Raw genomic sequence first — 18341 nt, forward strand, 5'->3', positions numbered from 1 at the left:
AGGGGTCAGGCCAGGGCAAGGCTGCGGACGAGGAAGTCCTCGACCGCCCGGTTGCTCGCCCGGGCGATCTCCAGATCGAAATGCTGGAAGACGTGGCAGCCTCCCGGATGGACGGCGAGTTCGGCCGGGTTGCCGGCCGCCGTCCAGCGGGCCTGCATGAACAGCGTGTCGTCGAGCAGGGGATCGGCGCTGCCGACGACGAAATGCGCCGGCATCAGCCCGGACAGATCGGCGAGCAGCGGCGAGATGTCGGGATCCGCCGGGTCGTCGCCCTGCGCCAGATAGTGGCGGACGAACATCTTCAGGTCGCGGGTGTTGAGCACCAGCTTGTCGTCGCCCCAGGCGCGGGCGCTCGGTGTCAGCCGCAGGTCGAAGCAGCCGCAGGCGAACACGGCGGCACCGAAGCGCGAGGGCAGGCCGGTGTGTCCGCGCAGCCGCAGCAGCACGGTGGCGGCAAGGTGCGCGCCGGCCGATTCGCCGCCGATGGCAAAGCGGTTGCCGCCGAACAGCTTTTCTCCCTCGCGCAGCAGCCAGGCCGCCGCCGCCTCGCAGTCGTCCGGCCCTTGCGGATAGGGGTGCTCCGGCGCCAGCCGGTAGTCGCAGGAGACGGCGGTGAGGCCCGTCGCCTCGGCGATCTCGGCAAGGCGCGGGTCCTGCTCGTCGGCCGCGCCCAAGGTCCAGCCGCCGCCATGCAGGTGCAGATAGGCGCCGGTGGACGGACGCGTCCTCGGCTCCAGGATGCGCAGGCGCACCTCGCCATGGGGACCGGGAATCGCGATGTCGCGCGCATGCGGCGAGCGGGGCGGCCGCGGGAAGGGGCCAAGCCCTTCCGCCCGTCGTTCGCGGATCACCGAGGGCGGGTAGGACCATTGGTCCGGCAACAGGCTCAGGCGCCGCAGCAGGTCGCGGTTGAAGGCCCGCGTCTGCTCGGAGACCTCTCCGAAGGGCGTGGTGCAAGATTGGTCTGCGGCCATGTCGCCTGGCGCCCCGTCTGCCTGTCGTGCCTGAAGGAAGATTCCAACGCGCAGGCTACTGGCATGACACCCCCCTGCCAAGCCCCAACCCGTTAAAGCCATTGATCTATCGGCAGGTCCGACGAGAGAGGGGGCGGCTACCGCCGATTTGCCCGCCTTGCGTGCGACAGGCACTGACTGCATACTCCGTCCCCGTGGTGAGGCAGGCGGAACCATGCGGCAGAGCTATCGCAACCCGACCTTTGAAACCTGGACCTTCGAGGACGACGGGCTCGACCTGCGCCAGCGCATGGGGCGGCTGATGGTGGCGACCACGGGACAGCGCTTCTACGGCATCGGCCGCAGCCTCGGAGCCTGGCTGGCCGAGCAGAATGCCCGCGACGGCGAGCTGTCGGTGTTTCTCCGGCACACCTCGGCCTCTCTGACCATCCAGGAGAACGCCGATCCGGACGTGCAGGCCGACCTGCTCGACGCCTTGGCGCGCCTTGCCCCGGAGGATGCCGGCTGGCGTCACCGCTCGGAAGGACCCGACGACATGCCGGCGCATGTGAAGACCATGCTGACCGGCGTCAGCCTGCGGGTGCCGGTGGTGGCCGGGCGGCTGGACCTCGGCACCTGGCAGGAGGTCTATCTGGTGGAGCACCGGCGCGACAGCCAGCAGCGCAGCCTGACGCTGCGCTACCTGGGCACCTGAGCCGGCTCCGCCGTCAACCGTCCGCGAACTTGCGGCAAGCCTCGACCAGGGCCGCGACGATGCCCGGCTCGCTGGCCGCGTGGCCCGCATCCTCGATGATCTTCAATTCCGCCTCGGGCCAGACGGCGGCAAGGTCGACGGCATTCTTCGCCGGCGTCACCACGTCATGCCGGCCGTGCACGATGACCGCCGGAATATGGCGGATCCGCCCGACATCGCGCAGCAACTGGTCGTCATGGGTCAGGAAGCCGCCATTGACGAAGTAATGCGTCTCGATGCGGGCGAAGGCATGGGCATAGTGCGGTTCGGAGAAGGCCGCCTCGCGCGCCGGGTCGCGCAGGACCGAGAGGGTGGAGCCCTCCCAGCGGGCCCAGCGTGTCGCCGCCTCGAATTGCATCGCCTCGTCCGGACCGGTGAGGCGCCGGTGATAGGCGGAGATCATGTCGTTGCGCTCGTCCTCGGGGATCAGATCGCGGAACGGCGCGAACAGGTCCGGATAGAGCCAGCTTGCGCCCTCCTGGTAGAACCACAGCAATTCCGCCCTGCGGAGCAGGAAGATGCCGCGCAGAACCAGCGAGGTGACCCGCTCGGGATGGGTCTGCGCATAGGCGAGTGCCAGCGTCGATCCCCAGGAGCCGCCGAACACCTGCCAGCGGTCGATGCCCAGATGCTCGCGCAGCTTCTCGATATCGGCGACGAGATCCCAGGTGGTGTTCTCGCGCAGCTCCGAATGCGGCGTCGAACGGCCGCAGCCGCGCTGGTCGAACAGGACGATCCGGTAGCGGGAGGGATCGTGAAAGCGGCGCATGATCTCGCCTGCGCCCCCACCGGGCCCGCCATGCAGCATCACCACGGGGATGCCCTGCGGATTGCCGCATTCCTCGAAATACAGCGTGTGCAGCTCGCTGACGGCAAGCTGTCCGGTGCGATAGGGGTCGATGGGCGGAAAAAGCGCGTCGGTCATGGTCGGGTCCGTCTGCACGGGTCGTGTGGGGAGGGGAAGGTAGCGCGAAGTCCTGCGGCTGTCGCCTGTGGCATGGGGTGGCCTCGGCACTGTCCCCCGGAACTCGCCGGGGCGCTGGAGCTTACGGCGCGCCGTCAAGCATTCCCGGGCGGCCGGCGGGCTTGCGGAACTCCTCCACCATCGCCTGGACGTGGCGCGAGGGGGCGGGGGTGAGCAGGCTGACGAGGATGGTGACCGCGAAGCCGACCGGCAGGCCGAAGATCGCCGCCGACGTGTTGCGGATGCCGAACCACTCGGCCATGCCGCCATATTGCGTCAGCACCAGATAGGCGAGCGTCAGGCCGAACCCGGCGAGCATGCCGCTGACCGCGCCCGCCGCCGTGCAGCGCTTCCACCAGATGCCGAGCACCAGGGCCGGGAAGAACCCGGCGGCGGCCAGCGAGAAGGCCCAGGCGACCATCGACAGCAGGTCCGAGGGGCGGCTCGCGGCAAGGACGGCTGCCAGGGTGGCGGATGCCAGCAGGAACAGGCGAGCGACCAGCAGGCGGCGGCTCGCCGGGGCGCGGGCATCGACCACCCGGTAATAGACGTCGTGGCCGAGCGCGTTGCCGATCGCCAGCAGCAGCCCGTTGGCGGTGGACAAGGTGGCGGCCAGCGCGCCGGCGGCGACGAGCCCGGCGATCACATAGGGCAGCCCGGCGATCTCCGGCAGCGCCAGCACGATGACGTCGCGGTCGATGGCAAGGTCGCCGAGGCGCAGCACGCCGGTGTTCTCCGGCATGGCGGCGCAGGCCTCGCGCACCGCCGCCGCCGAGGCTGCGGCGCGGCCGCAGATCTCGACAAGCCCGAGCCGGCCATAGCTGTAGATCCAGTCGGGCAGCGCCTGCAGGCCGGCGCCGATGACATTCTGGTAGACCTCCAGCTTGGCGAAGGCCGCATAGGCCGGCGCGGTCAGATAGAGCAGGAGGATGAAGCCGAGGCTCCAGCCGGCGGAACGGCGGGCATCGCGCACGCTCGACGTGGTGAGGAAGCGCATCAGCAGATGCGGCAGGGAGGCGGTGCCGATCATCAGGCAGACGATGAGGGCGGTGAAGTTCAGCCGGTCGAGCGCCTCTCCCGGCACGAGGTGCCGCACCAGCGTGGCGGGATCGGCAAGGCCGCTGGCGAGCATCTGCTGTTCCAGCGCGGCGATCCGCGCCAGCGCCTCGCCATAGGCGAACTGGACCACCGGCACGCCGAAATGCTGGGCGGACAGGATCGCCACCGGCAGCATGAAGGCAATGATCAGCACCAGATACTGGGCGGCCTGGGTCCAGGTGACCGACCGCATGCCGCCGAGCAGCGAGCACACCAGCACCGTGCCGAGGCCGACATAGACGCCGGTCTCGAAGGAGATGCCGAGGAAGCGCGAGGCGATCAGGCCGGTGGCATAGAACTGCGCCACCACATAGGTGAAGGAACAGGCGAACAGCACGACGACGCCGGTGAGCCGTGCCGCGTGGCCGCCGAAGCGCGCCGCCAGGAAGTCGGGAATGGTGAAGGCGCCGAACTTGCGCAGATAGGGCGCGATGAGCACGGCGATGAGGACGAAGCCGCCGACCCAGCCGAGCAGGTAGGCGAGGCCGTCGAAGCCGAGCATGTAGAGCGTGCCGGCAAGGCCGATGAACGAGGCGCCGCTCATCCAGTCGGCGGCGGTCGCCATGCCGTTGTAGAGCGCGGGAACCTGGCGCCCCGCCACATAGTAGTCGGCAACGTGCACCGTGCGGCTGGCGACAGCGATGCCGGCATAGAGCGCAAGGGTCGCGGTCACCAGCAGGAAGCCGATGATCGGGCCGGGGACGCCGATCTGCTCCAGGACGATCAGCCCGGCGATGAAGACGGCCAGCAGGGCGGCAATGATCCCGTAGAGCTGCCCGGCATGGCTTGCGAACTTGTCCGTCCTCACCGGATATCCTCCCCGGCGTCGAACGGTTCGGGCTCGGCAACGCCTCCCTCGCGGTCGAGGCGTTCCTGGCGGAAAATGAACCAGACGGTCAGCAGCAGGACGAGGAGGAGCGAGCCTTGCGCCGCCATGAAATAGCCGAGCGGAAAGCCGGCGATGACCACGGCGTTGAGGCGGTCGGCAAAGGCGGGCACGACGAGAACGAGAACCGCGAGCAGGACGATCGTGACGGCCGCAAGGCCGACCGTGCGCCGCCAGCGGCGCGCCGGCAGGTCCCTTGCCTGCTTTCCGTATCCGATCATTCGAGCCCTCCGGCGCCGCGACAGGCGTTCGCTTCTGGATATGCGATTCGTGGGGCGGCCGGTATGGGCGCCCCGACATCTTGCAGGATTGCCCGTGGACCGCAAAAGCGCCAGCGGCAAACGCTGTTTGCAGGTGTCCGCAACCGTCGCTTGATGCGGAGCGGGCCTGTGGCGATAATGTCCGTGAATGCCGGTCAGCCGCAGGCGCCGGTCGGGGGGAGCGGTGCCGCGATCTCGCTGGAGGAAAGTGGCGCGCCCATCGGGTCGAGGAGGGCCTGACGGGGGCGATGCACGATGACTCGCGGTCAGCGTTTATGGAGGAAACCGGCGTGCCGGACAACGCGACGTATCACTTCGTGGTTGCGGACGATCATCCCTTGTTTCGCGGCGCGCTGCGCCAGACCATCGAGCTTCTGTATCCCGGAGCGGGGATCGCCGAGGTGGGAACGCTCGAGGATGCGGCCGCCGAACTCGAACGCCACGGCGAGGTCGACCTGCTGCTGCTTGACCTCGCGATGCCGGGCATGCGCGGATTTTCCGGGCTGATGTACCTGCGCGCGCAATACCAGAGCGTGCCCGTGGTCGTCGTCTCCGCCAGCGAGGATGCGGGAACGATCCGCCGCTGCATGGAACTGGGCGCGTCCGGGTTCATCCCGAAATCGCTCGGCATCGAGGTGATCCGCGAGGCGGTGTCGCAGGTGATGGCCGGCGGAAGCTGGACGCCGCCCGACGTGGATCTCGGTGAGGCCGACAGCGAGGCCAGCGCCATGGCGCAGCGCCTGTCGACCCTGACGCCGCAGCAGGTCCGTGTGCTGATGATGCTCTCCGAAGGGCTGCTGAACAAGCAGATCGCCTATGAACTCGCCGTCTCCGAGGCGACGGTAAAGGCGCATGTCTCGGCGATCCTGCAGAAGCTCGGCGTCGAAAGCCGGACGCAGGCGGTTATTGCGGCGGCCAAGATCGAGCAGGGACAGTGGCTGACGGCGGAGGCGCGGTGACGGGTCCGGCAGGGCAATCCTGGCGGGGCGGGCCGCAGTTCAGGGCGTGACGCGGGCCCTGGGACTCGGATAGCCGACCCCGCCCTGATGGCCGTAGCTCTTCTGATGGCAGTCGCTGCAGGCGGAGATCACGTCCATCGCCATCGGCGATCCGTTCGGCGAGACCGCCATGTAGAACCAGTCGTCGGTTTGCGGCGAGCGGCCCGCCTCGACCTTTTCCATCAGGAAGAGTGGTCCGGGCTGGGTGCGGCCCTGCTCGTCGATGGCGAAGGATTCCAGGGCAAGCAAGCTGCCGGCGGGCATGACCACACCCGTTTCCTTGAACTGCAGGTATTCGTCCGCGCCGATCTCGTTCACATAGGTGACGAGCAGGCGCTCGCCGTGAAAGCCGGACGCGGCCGGATAGGCGCTGGCGGGGACCCAGGACCGGTAGGTTTCGACATAGTCGGCAGGGATCCAGCGCTTGTCGCCCTGCCGGTAGCCTTCGAGCAGGGCGTCCTTGAGACAGTCATAGACATCGGCCAACTCCTCCGGGCTCAGAGCCCGTCCGGCCTTGCCCGCCTCGCAGGCCGCCTGCGCGGCCGCGCCGGCCAAGAGCAGGGCCGTTGCAGCGAGCAGGGGCGTCAGCAGTCTCGTCATCTGGGTCTTCCTCATGCGTTCCCGGGGGGGCGGACCGGGGCCCCTGGTGCCGGGCCGGGAGCAACCTGCAGCCACAATATCGGCGTGGATGAGGCAAGCCTTTGCACGGATGCAGGAGCGCGGGCGTGACGCGGATCACTCGGCGGCGGCCGGACGCCCGGCGCTGCGCACGCGAGACAGAAAGGCCCTGAGGGCCGCCGGCTTCACCGGCTTGTTGAGCATCTCGATGTCCTTGCCCGCCGCTTCCGCGCGCACGCCCTGGCTCCGGTCGGCGGTGACCAGTAGGGCCGGGATCTCGATGCCGAAGCGCCAGCGAAGCTGCACGACGGCTTCGACGCCCGTGCCCTCGTCCAGGTGATAGTCGACGACCAGCACGTCGGGCCGCTCGCCCGCCTCGAAGGTCTTGCGGGCGGCCTCGCGCGCGTCGAGCGCCGTCGTCACCTTGCAGCCCCAGCCGGTGAGCAGCACCCGCATGCCGTCGAGGATCTGCGGCTCGTTGTCGATCGCCAGCACATGCAGCCCCTGGAGCGGAGCGTTCTGCGGGGCGGGAGCAGGGTGGGACGCCAGTGCGGGAACGGTGGCGGCCATCGGCAGTTCGATGGAGAAGCGCGAGCCGCGCCCGGCATCGGACACCAGCGCCACCGGATGGTCGAGCACCCGCGCGATGCGCTCGACGATCGACAGGCCGAGACCGAGGCCGCGTGCCTCGCGGGCGCCGTCGTCGAGCCGGTGAAACTCCATGAAGATCAGCTTCTGCTTCGATTGCGGAATGCCGATGCCGGTGTCGAACACCTCCAGTACCACCTTGCCGCGCCGGCGCCTGACGCCCACCAGCACCTTGCCGCTGCGGGTGTATTTGATCGCGTTTGAGATGAGGTTCTGGAGCAGCCGGCGCAGCAGCCGGCGGTCGGAGCGGACGCTGAGGCTGGTCGGAAGGACCACGAGGCGCAGGTTCTTCTCCTCCGCCACCGGCTCGAATTCGGTGCGCAGCGGGCTGAGGATTTCCTCCAGCCGGAAGACCGTGATCTCCGGCTTCAGGGCGCCGGTGTCGAGACGCGAGATGTCGAGCACAGCGCCGATGATCTCCTCCACCGATTCCAGCGAGGCGCCGACATTCTGAACGAGATGCTTGAGTTCGCCTTCCGTGAAGCGCTCCGTCAGGCTGGAGGCATAGAGCCGGGCGGCGTTGAGCGGCTGCAGGATGTCGTGGCCGGCGGCGGCGAGGAAGCGGGTCTTGCCGATATTGGCTTCCTCGGCCAGCGCCTTCGCCTGGGTCAGTTCCTCGTTGACGCGGGTGAGTTCGAGCGTGCGCTCGCGCACCCGCCGCTCCAGCGTCTCGTTGGCCTTTGCCAGCGCCTCCTCGCCGAGCACCCGTTCGGTGATGTCGGTATAGGTGGTGACGATGCCCCCGTCCGGCATCGGGCTGGTGCGCACTTCCAGCACGAGACTGCTACCGGTCAGGTGCTCCTGGAAGGTCTCGTGCCGCACCGCCAGCTTGTCGAGGCGGTCGCCGACGATCACTTCCACGGGATCGCTGCCGAACTCGCCGCGCTTTGCATTGAAGCGGATGATCGCATCGAGCGGCGTGCCGACCTGGCCGTATTCCGCCGGCAGGCCGAGCAGCTCGCGGAACTGCCGGTTCCAGCAGATCAGCCTGAGGTCGCGGTCGAACACCGAGATGCCCTGGCGCACCTGGTCGAGCGCGGTCTGCAACAGGTCGCGGTTGTACTGGATGGCGACGGTGGCATCGTCGAGCAGCTTCAGCGCGCCCTTGCCGCTGGGGTCGCGGCGCTTGACCAGCAGCGACAGGACCAGCCGCGAGGAGGCGGCGCCGATGGCACTGGCCAGCAGTTGTTCGGAAAACCGCAGGATCTGCGCGTCAGCGGTGGCGTTGGGGTCGAAGTCGCGGCCGCGCTCGCGGGCGAAGCTCTGGAACGAGCGGTCGGTGCGCTCCTCCCCCAGATAGCGCGCGATCGTCGATTTCAGGTCGCCGACGGTGACCGACGTGCGCCACAGGCGCAGGCCCGGCGTCGGCGACAGCTCGGACGGCACGAAGATATTGGCCTGCAGCCGCTCGACCGGTTCGGGCGCGCGGGCCAGCGAGACGATGACATAGGCGGCGATATTGGCCGCAAGGCTCCAGAACACGCCATGGGTGAGCGGGTCGAAGGCGAGCGAGAACAGCGCCTGCGGCCGCAGCAGCCAGATGCCGAAGGGACCGTCGTTGATCAGCGTGACCGGGATCAGGCCCGACTGAGCGAAGGTCGGCAGCAGCAGGGTATAGACCCACAGGGCGAAGCCCGACAGCATGCCGGCGATGGCGCCGCGCGCAGTCCCCCGCCGCCAGACGAGCCCGCCGAAGAAGGCCGGGGCGAACTGGGCGATGGCCGCGAAGGACAGCAGGCCGATGGAGGTCAGCGCCGCCGTGTCTCCGGCCGCCCGGTAGTAGGCATAGGCGAGAAGCAGGGTCACGAAGATCGCCGCGCGGCGGGTGAGCAGCAGCAGCCGGCTCATGTCCTCGCCATGCGAGGCGATGATCGAATCCTCGCTGGAGCGGCGCAGCACCATCGGCATGACGAGGTCGTTGGAGATCATGATGGCGAGCGCGACGCTGGCGACGATCACCATGGCGGTCGCCGCCGACAGGCCGCCGATGAAGGCGAAGAGCGCCAGCCAGGGGTGGTGGCCGGCCAGCGGCAGGGCGAGCACGTAGGAGTCCGGGTTGACCGACGGATCCAGCATGATCATGCCGGCGGCGGCGATCGGCACGACGAACAGGTTGATCGCGACCAGGTAGAGCGGGAACAGCCAGGTGGCGCGGCGCAGCTCCGCGCTGGAATTGTTCTCGGTCACCGTGACGTGAAACTGCCGCGGCAGCAGAATGACGGCGATGCTCGACAGCAGCGTCATCACCACCCAGTTGCCGCCGGACAGCTCGCCGGACATGGCCTCCACCACCCTGGGATCGGCCGCCATTGCGGCGAACAGGTCGCCCGGTCCGTCATAGAGCGAATAGGTGACCCAGACCCCGACCGCGAGGAAGGCCACCAGCTTGACCACCGCTTCGGCGGCAATGGCGAGCATCAGGCCTTCCTGGTGCTCCGTCGCGTCGATATGCCGGGTGCCGAAGGCCCAGGCGAAGATCACCATGCCGATGGCGATCATCAAGGTGATGTCGTTGAAGAAGGGCAGGCCCGTCTCGCCGGTCTTGAGGTCGAGATGGGAGATCAGCGTGGTCACCGACAGCGACACCGCCTTCAACTGCAGCGCGATATAGGGGACGATGCCGACGACCGCGATGATCGCGACGACGGCGGCGACCGGCTGGCTCTTGCCGTAGCGCGCGCCGATGAAGTCGGCGACGGAGGTGATGCGCTCGCTCTTGGCGAGCCGGATGATCCGCCGCAGCAGCGGATAGCCGAGCGCGAAGACCAGGATCGGGCCGATATAGATCGTCAGGAATTCCAGTCCGCTGCGGGTCGCCGTCCCGACCGAGCCGAAGAAGGTCCAGGACGTGCAGTAGACCGAGATCGACAGGGCATAGATCATCGGCCGGCCATTGCCGGATGCGGTGAAGCGCGCCTTGCGGTCGCCATAGCTGGCAATGGCGAACAGCAGAAGCACGTAGCCGAGCGCCGCGACGACGACGACCCACCCTTCGACCATGCGGTGCATTCCTCCCAATCTGCTGCGCCGATCCGATCATGTTTGCCGGCTGCTGTCCATTGACCGCTTGTCGGGGACGCCTCGGCCGGCGCGCCGGCAATACGGAGATTTCCGGGGGCGGCGGGCCGTGCTAAACCGACTGCTGCAACCTGACACGCCTCGGCCGCCGCTTCCGCGGTGCCGGCAGCCACGGGATGGAGCCAGCATGCTGAAGGAATTCAAGGAGTTCGCCGTCAAGGGGAACATGATCGACATGGCGGTGGGCATCGTCATCGGCGCGGCCTTCGGAGCGATCGTGTCCTCGCTCGTCGACGACGTGATCATGCCGCCGATCGGCCTGCTGATCGGCGGCGTCGATTTCTCCCAGCTTTTCCTGGTCTTGAGCGAGGGCGCGGCGCCCGGACCCTATCTGACCATCGAGGCCGCCACGGCGGCCGGCGCGGTGACCTGGAACCTCGGCCTCTTCATCAACGCCATCATCAAGTTCCTGATCATCGCCTTTGCCCTGTTCATGGTGGTCAAGGTGGTCAACCGGCTGCGCAACGAGAAGCCCGCCGCACCGCCGGAGCCGCCGGCACCGAGCCGCGAGGAAGTGCTGCTGACCGAGATCCGCGACCTGCTGAAGACGCGCTGACACCCCGGGCGGGCGCGCAGGCGCCCGCCGTCCCCTTTCCGGAAGAGACTGATCCCGTCATGATCGATGCGATGTCCGCGCTGCGGCCGGAGGCGCGCGAGGCGCCCGAAAGCGGCATTGTCGAGGTGGTGAATTTCGCGCGCGAGCGCGGCGACCTGATCCCGCTCTGGGTCGGCGAGGGCGACCTGCCGACGCCGGACTTCATTCGCGTGGCCGCCAACGCCTCGCTGGCACGGGGCGAAACCTTCTACACCTATCAGCGCGGCATCCCGGCCCTGCGCGAGGCGCTGGCCCGCTATCACCTGCGGCATTTCGGGCGCGACTGGGGCGCGGAGCGCCATTTCGTCACCGGTTCGGGGATGCAGGCGATCCAACTGGCGGTGCAGGCGGTGGCCGGCGCCGGCGACGAGGTGATCTATCCCGAGCCGGCCTGGCCCAATTTTCCGGCGGCGATCGGCATCATGGGAGCCCGGGCGATCCCGGTGCCGCTCGACTTCTCGCCCAACGGCTGGACGCTCGACATCGACCGGCTGTTTGCCGCGGTCACCCCGCGCACCCGGGCGATCTACCTGAATTCGCCGTCCAATCCGACCGGCTGGATGGCCGACAAGGAGACGCTTGCCGCCATCCTCGAAGAAGCCCGCCGCCGTGGCCTGTGGATCGTCGCCGACGAGGTCTACAGCCGCTTCGTCGAGGGGGAGGCTGCACGCGCGCCGTCCTTCATGGACGTGTCGGACCCGGACGATCTGATCCTCTACGTCAACACCTTCTCCAAGAACTGGGCGATGACCGGCTGGCGAATCGGCTGGCTGTCCGCACCGCCCGCGATGGGCCAGGTGGTGGAGAACCTGATCCAGTATTCCACCTCGGGCGTTGCCCAGTTCATGCAGCATGCGGCGCTCGCAGCGCTCGACGAGGGCGAGGAGTTCCTGGCGTTGCAGCGCCAGCGCGCCAGCGCCGGCCGGGCCATCGTCGAGGCGCGGCTGGCGGCGACCGGGCGTATCCGCTACGCCCCGCCGCAAGGGGCGTTCTACCTGTTCTTCGGCATCGATGGACAGTCCGACAGCCGCGACACGGCGAAGCGGATCGTTGCCGAGACCGGTGTCGGCCTGGCACCGGGGATTGCCTTCGGCGCGGCAGGCGAGGGCTTCCTGCGGCTCTGCTTCGCCCGCTCCGCGCGGCAGTTGGAGACCGCCGCCGACCGACTCGCCGACTGGATAGCGCGTTGACGACACACGCGACTCTGCGCTACGGATTTTTGCGTAGCAGATCGGAAACGGTCACATCTGGTTCGCCTCCCGGGTCGGACACCGCGTCGTATCGGGCCGGACATGCATGAAGAGCATAATCCCAGGGTATTAGCAGTGCCCAGTGTATCCGAGGCGCGCCTTGAGAGCGTGCTGGGCACCGCGGTGGACGGCATCGTCGTGATGGACGAGCGCGCCCGGATCCTGCTTTTCAACAAGGCCTGCGAAACCCTGTTCGGCTACAGCGCCGAGGAGGTGCGTGGGCGCAACGTCAAGGTGCTGATGCCGGCCGACTACGCGCACGCCCATGACGGCTATGTCCACAACTACCTGGAGACCGGAGAGAAGCGCATCATCGGCATCGGCCGCGAGGTGCGCGGCATGCATCGCGACGGCACCGAGTTTCCCATCGAGCTCTCCGTCGGCGAGGCGGCGACCCCGGAAGGGCGCCAGTTCATCGGCATCATCCGCGACCTGCGCCAGCGCAAGGCGGTGGAACGGCGGCTGGCCGAGGCGCAGGCGCAACTGGTCAGCATGACCCGGATCAGCGCGCTGGACGAAATGGGCGCGGCGATCGCCCATGAGCTGAACCAGCCGCTGACCGCGATCATGCTCTATCTGCAGGCGGCCAAGCGCAAGGTCGGCGACGACCATCGCGACACCAAGCTGATCGAGATCGTCGACAAGGGCGTGCGCGAGGCGGAGCGGGCCAGCCAGATCATCCAGCGCATGCGGCGCTTCGTGGAAAAGCGCGATCCGGAGCGGCGTCCGGTATGTGTCTCGCGGCTGGTCGGCGAGTGCCTCGAACTGGTGACGCTCGGCATCGACTGCCGGGACGTCGAGATCGTGAATGAAGTCGGCGAGGACCTCCCGGACCTCAGCGTCGATCCTGTGCAGATCCAGCAGATCCTGGTCAATCTGATAAGGAATGCGCTCGACGCGGTGCGACAGGCTCCGGTAAAGCGTGTCGGGATAACGGCGGCTGCGGCCGGCGAGGACATGCTGATTCGGATCACCGATTCCGGTGGCGGCGTTCCGGCGGAAGTCGTGCCGACCCTGTTCAGGGCGTTTTCCGGCGCCAAGAAGGGTGGGTTGGGCCTCGGCCTGACGATCTCCCGCTCGATCGCTCAGAATCACGGCGGCGATCTTGCCGTCGAACCCAATGGTGGAGAAGGGGGAGCTGCCTTCGTGTTGCGCCTGCCGGTAGTCACGCCACCGCGTGATGGCCAGGCGGACGCGCCCCCTGGCAGAAGAGGACAGACGGCATGAGTGCCACTGCGCATCTGATCCATATCGTCGACGACGATCCGGCGATTCGTGACGCGTTGACTCTCGTCTTCGAGTTGGAAGGCTACAGCGTGGCCTCGTTCGAGACCGGCGAGGCGTTCCTGGATCAGGTCGCGCGACCGAGCTCCCGGCCCGGATGCGTGATCCTCGATGTGCACATGCCCGGACAGTCCGGCATCGAGATCCTGCGCCGTCTCCATGCGGAGCGGTTCGCCCCCCCGGTCTTCGTGATCTCCGGCCAGGGCGACATCCCCATGGCGGTCGAGGCGATCAAGCAGGGCGCGCACGATTTCATCGAGAAGCCGTTCGATGCCGAGACCGTGGTGACGCGGGTTCGCGAGGCGATCGAAGTGAGCGAGCGCAAGCAGGCGGACGCCGGCAGCCCGCCGCTGCGCAGCTTTCCGGGCAACGAGACGCTGACCCCCCGCGAACGGGAGGTGCTGGAGGAGATCACCGCCGGCGCCTCCAACAAGGAGGCGGGCCGCACGCTGGGCATCAGCCCGCGGACCATCGAGGTGCACCGGGCCCGCATCATGGAGAAGCTCGGCGCGCGCAACGCAGCCGATCTGGTGCGCATCGTTCTCTCCCACGAATAGCTTGCCCGAACAGACAGGGGACTTGGCCGCGGCGCTTCCGTATTCCGCCGGAGTTTCGCCAAGCCCCTGAAGAACTATAGTCGCCCATCGGCGGCTCATTCCGGGCCGCGTATCGGAGCTGCCAGGGCGGCGGGAATGGACCGGTGACTATCCATATCGTCGAAGACGATCCGGGGGTGGGCGATTCGCTCGCAATGCTGCTCAGGGAGATCGGGCACCAGGTGGAGGTGTATCCGGACGCCGAGAGCTTTTTCGAGCACACCCCTCCGGGACCGCAGGACACCGTCATCGTCGACCTCGTCCTGCCGGGCGTGAGTGGCGTCCAGCTCATTCGCTGGCTTGCGCGCCTGGCGACACCGCCGAGGTTGATCGCCATCAGCGGGCAGTCGCGCCGCGCCATCGATGATCTGTTCGGCAACGACCTGCCCCCTGTGTTGCTGCGCAAGCCGCTGACGGAAGAATCTCTCGTCGCGCTGCTTTAGGGGCCTGACCTAAGATTTCGGGGCAAGGTTTTCTGGCCGATGGAATGCGTTGTTTTGTCGCTGGTTCGGAGCGGCTGTGACGTTTTCTCCCCTTTGCGGCAGTCGTCCGGCTCGACGAAAAATCCAAAATATCGATTGAAATCAGGTATTTTCCGTAGGTTCTCTTGAGTTTTACGGAAACTTTCGGACTTTCACGCCAGGCTGTAAATGTCGGCGCCGAGCCTCTAGGTACAACGTCGTACGAAAACCACCGAAGTTTCCCCCGGCAGCCGCCGCATCTAGATTTTCTCCAAGTTGACGGAGAGCTGTTTTCGGACGGAACACGGCTCCGGTTGGCCGGGCGGACGGGCCCGCGAACCGAAATCCCACCGGCAACGCGAGGCAGCAGGAGGAGGGGGCGATGGCCTACCTGGATCGGACTTCCGAGACTATAGGGCAGCAGCGGGTCACGGGACGCGCTGTGCGCGAGGTCGCCAAGACGCCGACGGCGCGTGTGCAGCGGCACGAACAGCACCATGTCATTTTCTATGAGGGCGATCAGGCCGAGCGGATCTTCGAGCTGCAGGACGGTATCGTCATGCTCTACAAGCTTCTGCCGGACGGTCGCCGTCAGGTGGTCGAGATCCTCAACCGCGGCATGATCTTCGGGACGGCGGGGGGCGAGCGCTACGACTGCTCGGCCGAGACGCTGACGCCCGTGCGGCTGGCGGTTCACGACCGCCGCGAGGTCGACGCCTCGGCCGTGCTGCAGAGCCATGTGGCGAAGTGCCTGATGTCGCAGATGGAGCGCCTGCACGAGCATGCGATGCTGCTCGGCCGCAAGTCCGCGATGGAGCGGGTCGCCAGCTATCTCATCCGCATGGTGCCGAACCGCGGCGGCGAGGGCTGCACCGGCCCGCTCTCCGAGACCTGCGACCCGCACGACCTGGTGCTCACCATGACGCGCCAGGAAATCGCCGACTATCTCGGCCTGACCATCGAGACGGTCAGCCGGGTGATCTCCGAATTGAAGCGTCGCGGTGTGATCCGCCTGGAGCGGCAGGACCGTATTCATGTGACCCGTGTCTGCGGCCTGTGCCAGTTGACCGGAATCCACTGACGCCTGCACCGATGTCGGCGGGCTCCTGCCGACGAACGGTCCGTTGTCCTCCCACACGGACCTCATAGCCCCGGGCTTCGCCAGCCCGGGGCCTTTTTGTTCGCCCTCGCTCTGAAGGGCGAGGGGAGGCGTCAGACGGCCACCGAATGGCGGGCCAGCCCGCTCTGCAGGTAGATGTCGAACGCGGCGGCCGCGATCCGGGCATACGGTGCCCCGCGCGGCGTCACCCGGATGCGGGCGCCGTCGATCTCCACCAGCCCGTCCTCGACCAATTCGCCAAGATCGGCCATGCTGCCGGAGAAATGCGCCAGCGGCAGGCCGTGGGCGGCCGCGATCTCGCCGATATCGGCCGCATGCTCGGTCATCAGCCGTTCGATGATGTCGGCGCGGGCGCGGTCGTCGGCATCGAGAGCGATGCCGCGCGCCACCGGCAGCAGTCCGTCGGCGATCGCCCGGCTCCAACCGCCGGTGTCCGGCATGTTCTGGATGTATCCCTGGGGCAGGCGGCCGATCGAGGAGGCGCCGAAGCCGATCAGCGTGTCGGCGGTGTCGGTGGTGTAGCCCTGGAAGTTGCGGCGCAGGCGGCCGGCATCGAGCGCCTGTGCCATCGTGTCGTCGGGCATGGCGAAATGATCGAGGCCGATGGCCCTGTAGCCGGCCTCGATCAGGTGGGCGCGGGCGTGATCGGCCATGGCGATGCGCTCGCGCGAGTCCGGCAGCCGGCTCTCGTCGATCAGCCGCTGGTGCTTCTTCATCCAGGGCACATGGGCATAGCCGAACAGGGCGATGCGTCCCGGCGCGAGATCCCGCGTCAGCCGGATCGTCTCGGTGACCGTTTCCAGCGTCTGGAACGGCAGGCCGTACATCAGGTCGAAATTCAGTGCGTCGATGCCGACCGCGCGCAACCGCTCGACGGCGCTTGCCACCTGCTCGAACGGCTGCACCCGGCCGATGGCCTTCTGCACCACCGGGTCGAAGTCCTGCACGCCGAGGCTGGCGCGGGTGATGCCGGCCTCGCGCAGCGTCTCCGCCAGTTCCTCCGTCACCGTGCGCGGGTCGAGCTCGATCGCGTGCTCGTGGGCGGGATCGAAGACGAAATGTCTATGCAGCCGCTCGACCACGGACAGGAACTGGGCGCGCGGAAGCAGGCTCGGCGTGCCGCCGCCCCAGTGGATGTGCACGGTCCGGCTGCGCTGCGGCAGCCGCTCGGCGACCAGGTCGATTTCCGCCAGCAGCGCGTCCGTATAGTCGAGCAGCGGCTCGTCGCGCCGCGCCGCCTTGGTGTGGCAGCCGCAATAGGAGCAGATCACCCGGCAATAGGGGACATGCAGATAGAGGGACAGCGGCGTATCGGCTGGCAGTCCCGCCAGCCAGTCGCCATAGGTCGCCCCGGTGACGCCGGCATGGAAATGCGGCGCGGTCGGGTAGCTGGTGTAGCGCGGCACGGAACGTGTCGCATAGCGGTGGTCAAGGTTGCTCATGCGGCGACCTTGCCAGCTTCGCGCCGGGCGAACCTTGATCCTGCTCAACGTCGCGGACATGCGATTATGCATGGCAGGCTTGCAGAGAACGCATGCCGGCCCGACGCGTTTCTTGGTCTATTGCCCAATCACTCACCCAGTTTCCGGATCCGCTCGGGTCCGCGGCGGATTCCCATGCACACACTGCGGCAGGTCCTCACGACGCTGGCGATCGGCGCTCTCGGCGGCGGCGCGTTTCATCTCGTGGGCCTGCCGGCGGCGTGGCTGGCCGGCGCGATGGTCGCCACCGCCGCCGCCGTCCTGTCCGGTGTGTCCTGCAAGGTTCCCGACCGCTTCCGCGACCTGCTCTTCGTGATTCTCGGCCTGACCATGGGCGCCGGCGTGACGCCGGAAACGGTGGATCGGATCGGCGAGTGGCCGCTCACCATGGCACTGGTTCTCGTCTCCGTGGCCGCCGTGCTCGGCGCCACCTATCTGTTCCAGCGCCGGATCGCCGGCTGGGACCGCCACACGGCCTATTTCGCCGCGATTCCCGGCGCCCTGTCCTATGTGATGATCCTCTCGCTCTCCTATCCGCGCGCCGACACGATGCGGGTGGCGATCGCCCAGACGCTGAGGGTGTTCATCCTGGTCTCGCTGCTGCCGCCGATCATCGCGGGGAGCGACCCCGGCGGGGGTGGCGCCGTTGCCTCGGCCGTGCCGCTCGAATTGCTGCCGGTCTCTCTCGTGGCGGGCGTCGGGCTCGTCGCCGGCTACCTGTTCCAGCGGCTCGGCGTGCCGGCCGGCTGGCTGACCGGCCCGTTCTTCGTCAGCGCCGCGCTCAACGCCAGCGGCGCGCTGGTGGTGCAGTTGCCGGACTGGCTGATCGTGCCCGCGCTCATCGGCCTCGGCTGTCTGATCGGCTGCCGTTTCACCAATATCGGGCTGCGCGATCTGCTGCGCCTGCTTCTGGTCAGTCTCGGCGCCTTTGCCGTCGGCATGAGCATCGCCGTCGCCATCTCGCTGCTGGCCTGGGGCGTGCTCGGTCTGCCGCTCGGCCAGTTGCTGCTGGCCTATGCGCCCGGCGGGCTGGAGGCGATGACCCTGCTTGCCTTCCTGCTCGACCTCGATCCGGCCTTTGTCGCCGCGCACCAGCTCGCCCGCTATATCGGCATGGTGCTGATCCTGCCCTTCGTCACGCGCCGCATTCTCGGGCCGCCGGACAGGACCGTCTGAGAGGCGGATACGGCCGGTCTCCAAGGCTCGACGGCCTCGGTATGGCGGCTCGGGGCGGCCGGAAAAGGGGTGCAACGGCAGGAAAATCCAAAAACAAAACGTCGCAGACGTGCTTTTGCGG

The 18341-nt window shown here is 67.9% G+C and carries 16 protein-coding genes; 9 read left to right on the top strand and 7 right to left on the bottom strand.

Annotated elements, in window-relative coordinates:
• Nucleotides 1–5 precede the first annotated feature (5 nt).
• Entirely contained in the window at nucleotides 6–974 is a 969-nt protein-coding gene (locus tag TSB10P1A_RS00065) for an alpha/beta hydrolase (RefSeq protein ID WP_186385859.1), read from the bottom strand.
• Between the two features lie 214 nt (nucleotides 975–1188).
• On the opposite strand from TSB10P1A_RS00065, the gene TSB10P1A_RS00070 reads away from it, so the two are divergent.
• Nucleotides 1189–1668, top strand: a complete 480-nt coding sequence (locus TSB10P1A_RS00070; protein ID WP_244292864.1) for a secondary thiamine-phosphate synthase enzyme YjbQ — start codon at nucleotides 1189–1191, stop codon at nucleotides 1666–1668.
• A 13-nt stretch (nucleotides 1669–1681) separates the two neighbouring features.
• Here TSB10P1A_RS00070 and pip read toward each other — a convergent pair whose 3' ends face one another.
• From pip to TSB10P1A_RS00085, 3 genes are all read right to left on the bottom strand, one after another.
• Nucleotides 1682–2632 (bottom strand): prolyl aminopeptidase, encoded by a 951-nt coding sequence (gene pip / locus TSB10P1A_RS00075; protein ID WP_186385860.1) that lies wholly within the window; start codon nucleotides 2630–2632, stop codon nucleotides 1682–1684.
• A gap of 121 nt (nucleotides 2633–2753) precedes the next feature.
• Nucleotides 2754–4577, bottom strand: coding sequence for a sodium:solute symporter family protein (locus TSB10P1A_RS00080; protein ID WP_186385861.1), 1824 nt, complete (start codon nucleotides 4575–4577; stop codon nucleotides 2754–2756).
• Complete coding sequence (locus TSB10P1A_RS00085; RefSeq protein ID WP_186385862.1) at nucleotides 4574–4876, bottom strand: DUF4212 domain-containing protein; 303 nt, start codon at nucleotides 4874–4876, stop codon at nucleotides 4574–4576. The genes TSB10P1A_RS00080 and TSB10P1A_RS00085 overlap by 4 nt, the downstream gene beginning before the upstream one ends.
• Nucleotides 4877–5190: 314 nt before the next feature.
• Between TSB10P1A_RS00085 and TSB10P1A_RS00090 the strand changes: the two genes are divergently transcribed.
• Complete coding sequence (locus tag TSB10P1A_RS00090) at nucleotides 5191–5874, top strand: response regulator (protein WP_186385863.1); 684 nt, start codon at nucleotides 5191–5193, stop codon at nucleotides 5872–5874.
• A 39-nt stretch (nucleotides 5875–5913) separates the two neighbouring features.
• Here the strand turns inward: TSB10P1A_RS00090 and TSB10P1A_RS00095 are convergent, their stop codons facing one another.
• Together TSB10P1A_RS00095 and TSB10P1A_RS00100 are read right to left on the bottom strand one after the other, a co-directional pair.
• Entirely contained in the window at nucleotides 5914–6513 is a 600-nt protein-coding gene (locus tag TSB10P1A_RS00095) for a hypothetical protein (RefSeq protein WP_186385864.1), read from the bottom strand.
• Nucleotides 6514–6648: 135 nt separating this feature from the next.
• Nucleotides 6649–10179, bottom strand: coding sequence for a PAS domain-containing hybrid sensor histidine kinase/response regulator (locus TSB10P1A_RS00100; RefSeq protein ID WP_186385865.1), 3531 nt, complete (start codon nucleotides 10177–10179; stop codon nucleotides 6649–6651).
• 205 nt (nucleotides 10180–10384) lie between these two features.
• Here TSB10P1A_RS00100 and mscL point away from each other — a divergent pair, with 205 nt between their 5' ends.
• The 6 genes from mscL (at nucleotide 10385) to TSB10P1A_RS00130 (ending at nucleotide 15524) form a co-directional block, all read left to right on the top strand.
• A complete protein-coding gene (gene mscL / locus TSB10P1A_RS00105) occupies nucleotides 10385–10813 on the top strand; it encodes a large-conductance mechanosensitive channel protein MscL (protein WP_186385866.1) in 429 nt (142 codons plus the stop codon).
• A 62-nt stretch (nucleotides 10814–10875) separates the two neighbouring features.
• Nucleotides 10876–12042 (top strand): pyridoxal phosphate-dependent aminotransferase, encoded by a 1167-nt coding sequence (locus TSB10P1A_RS00110; protein ID WP_371515059.1) that lies wholly within the window; start codon nucleotides 10876–10878, stop codon nucleotides 12040–12042.
• A gap of 135 nt (nucleotides 12043–12177) precedes the next feature.
• The gene (locus tag TSB10P1A_RS00115) at nucleotides 12178–13329 is read left to right on the top strand and encodes a PAS domain S-box protein (protein ID WP_244292868.1); all 1152 of its coding nucleotides are present in this window, start codon (nucleotides 12178–12180) and stop codon (nucleotides 13327–13329) included.
• Nucleotides 13326–13943 (top strand): response regulator transcription factor, encoded by a 618-nt coding sequence (locus TSB10P1A_RS00120; RefSeq protein ID WP_186385868.1) that lies wholly within the window; start codon nucleotides 13326–13328, stop codon nucleotides 13941–13943. The genes TSB10P1A_RS00115 and TSB10P1A_RS00120 overlap by 4 nt, the downstream gene beginning before the upstream one ends.
• Before the next feature lie 143 nt (nucleotides 13944–14086).
• Nucleotides 14087–14425, top strand: a complete 339-nt coding sequence (locus TSB10P1A_RS00125; RefSeq protein WP_186385869.1) for a response regulator — start codon at nucleotides 14087–14089, stop codon at nucleotides 14423–14425.
• A 400-nt stretch (nucleotides 14426–14825) separates the two neighbouring features.
• Nucleotides 14826–15524: a Crp/Fnr family transcriptional regulator gene (locus tag TSB10P1A_RS00130; RefSeq protein ID WP_186385870.1), complete on the top strand. Its 699-nt coding sequence runs from the start codon at nucleotides 14826–14828 to the stop codon at nucleotides 15522–15524.
• 131 nt (nucleotides 15525–15655) lie between these two features.
• On the opposite strand, the gene hemN is transcribed toward TSB10P1A_RS00130, so the two are convergent.
• The gene (gene hemN, locus TSB10P1A_RS00135; RefSeq protein ID WP_186385871.1) at nucleotides 15656–17005 is read right to left on the bottom strand and encodes an oxygen-independent coproporphyrinogen III oxidase; all 1350 of its coding nucleotides are present in this window, start codon (nucleotides 17003–17005) and stop codon (nucleotides 15656–15658) included.
• A gap of 174 nt (nucleotides 17006–17179) precedes the next feature.
• Between hemN and TSB10P1A_RS00140 the strand changes: the two genes are divergently transcribed.
• Nucleotides 17180–18220 (top strand): AbrB family transcriptional regulator, encoded by a 1041-nt coding sequence (locus TSB10P1A_RS00140; RefSeq protein WP_186385872.1) that lies wholly within the window; start codon nucleotides 17180–17182, stop codon nucleotides 18218–18220.
• Nucleotides 18221–18341: the final 121 nt, after the last annotated feature.

Source organism: Stappia sp. TSB10P1A, from assembly GCF_900185725.1.
Classification (GTDB): Bacteria; Pseudomonadota; Alphaproteobacteria; order Rhizobiales; family Stappiaceae; genus Stappia.

What these genes read in the sequence shown, in the direction of transcription:
- TSB10P1A_RS00065 (WP_186385859.1), bottom strand. Translation starts at nt 974, where the DNA reads ATGGCCGCAGACCAATCTTGCACCACGCCCTTCGGAGAGGTCTCCGAG.
- TSB10P1A_RS00070 (WP_244292864.1), top strand. Translation starts at nt 1,189, where the DNA reads ATGCGGCAGAGCTATCGCAACCCGACCTTTGAAACCTGGACCTTCGAG.
- pip (WP_186385860.1), bottom strand. Translation starts at nt 2,632, where the DNA reads ATGACCGACGCGCTTTTTCCGCCCATCGACCCCTATCGCACCGGACAG.
- TSB10P1A_RS00085 (WP_186385862.1), bottom strand. Translation starts at nt 4,876, where the DNA reads ATGATCGGATACGGAAAGCAGGCAAGGGACCTGCCGGCGCGCCGCTGG.
- TSB10P1A_RS00090 (WP_186385863.1), top strand. Translation starts at nt 5,191, where the DNA reads ATGGAGGAAACCGGCGTGCCGGACAACGCGACGTATCACTTCGTGGTT.
- TSB10P1A_RS00095 (WP_186385864.1), bottom strand. Translation starts at nt 6,513, where the DNA reads ATGACGAGACTGCTGACGCCCCTGCTCGCTGCAACGGCCCTGCTCTTG.
- TSB10P1A_RS00100 (WP_186385865.1), bottom strand. Translation starts at nt 10,179, where the DNA reads ATGGTCGAAGGGTGGGTCGTCGTCGTCGCGGCGCTCGGCTACGTGCTT.
- mscL (WP_186385866.1), top strand. Translation starts at nt 10,385, where the DNA reads ATGCTGAAGGAATTCAAGGAGTTCGCCGTCAAGGGGAACATGATCGAC.
- TSB10P1A_RS00120 (WP_186385868.1), top strand. Translation starts at nt 13,326, where the DNA reads ATGAGTGCCACTGCGCATCTGATCCATATCGTCGACGACGATCCGGCG.
- TSB10P1A_RS00130 (WP_186385870.1), top strand. Translation starts at nt 14,826, where the DNA reads ATGGCCTACCTGGATCGGACTTCCGAGACTATAGGGCAGCAGCGGGTC.
- hemN (WP_186385871.1), bottom strand. Translation starts at nt 17,005, where the DNA reads ATGAGCAACCTTGACCACCGCTATGCGACACGTTCCGTGCCGCGCTAC.
- TSB10P1A_RS00140 (WP_186385872.1), top strand. Translation starts at nt 17,180, where the DNA reads ATGCACACACTGCGGCAGGTCCTCACGACGCTGGCGATCGGCGCTCTC.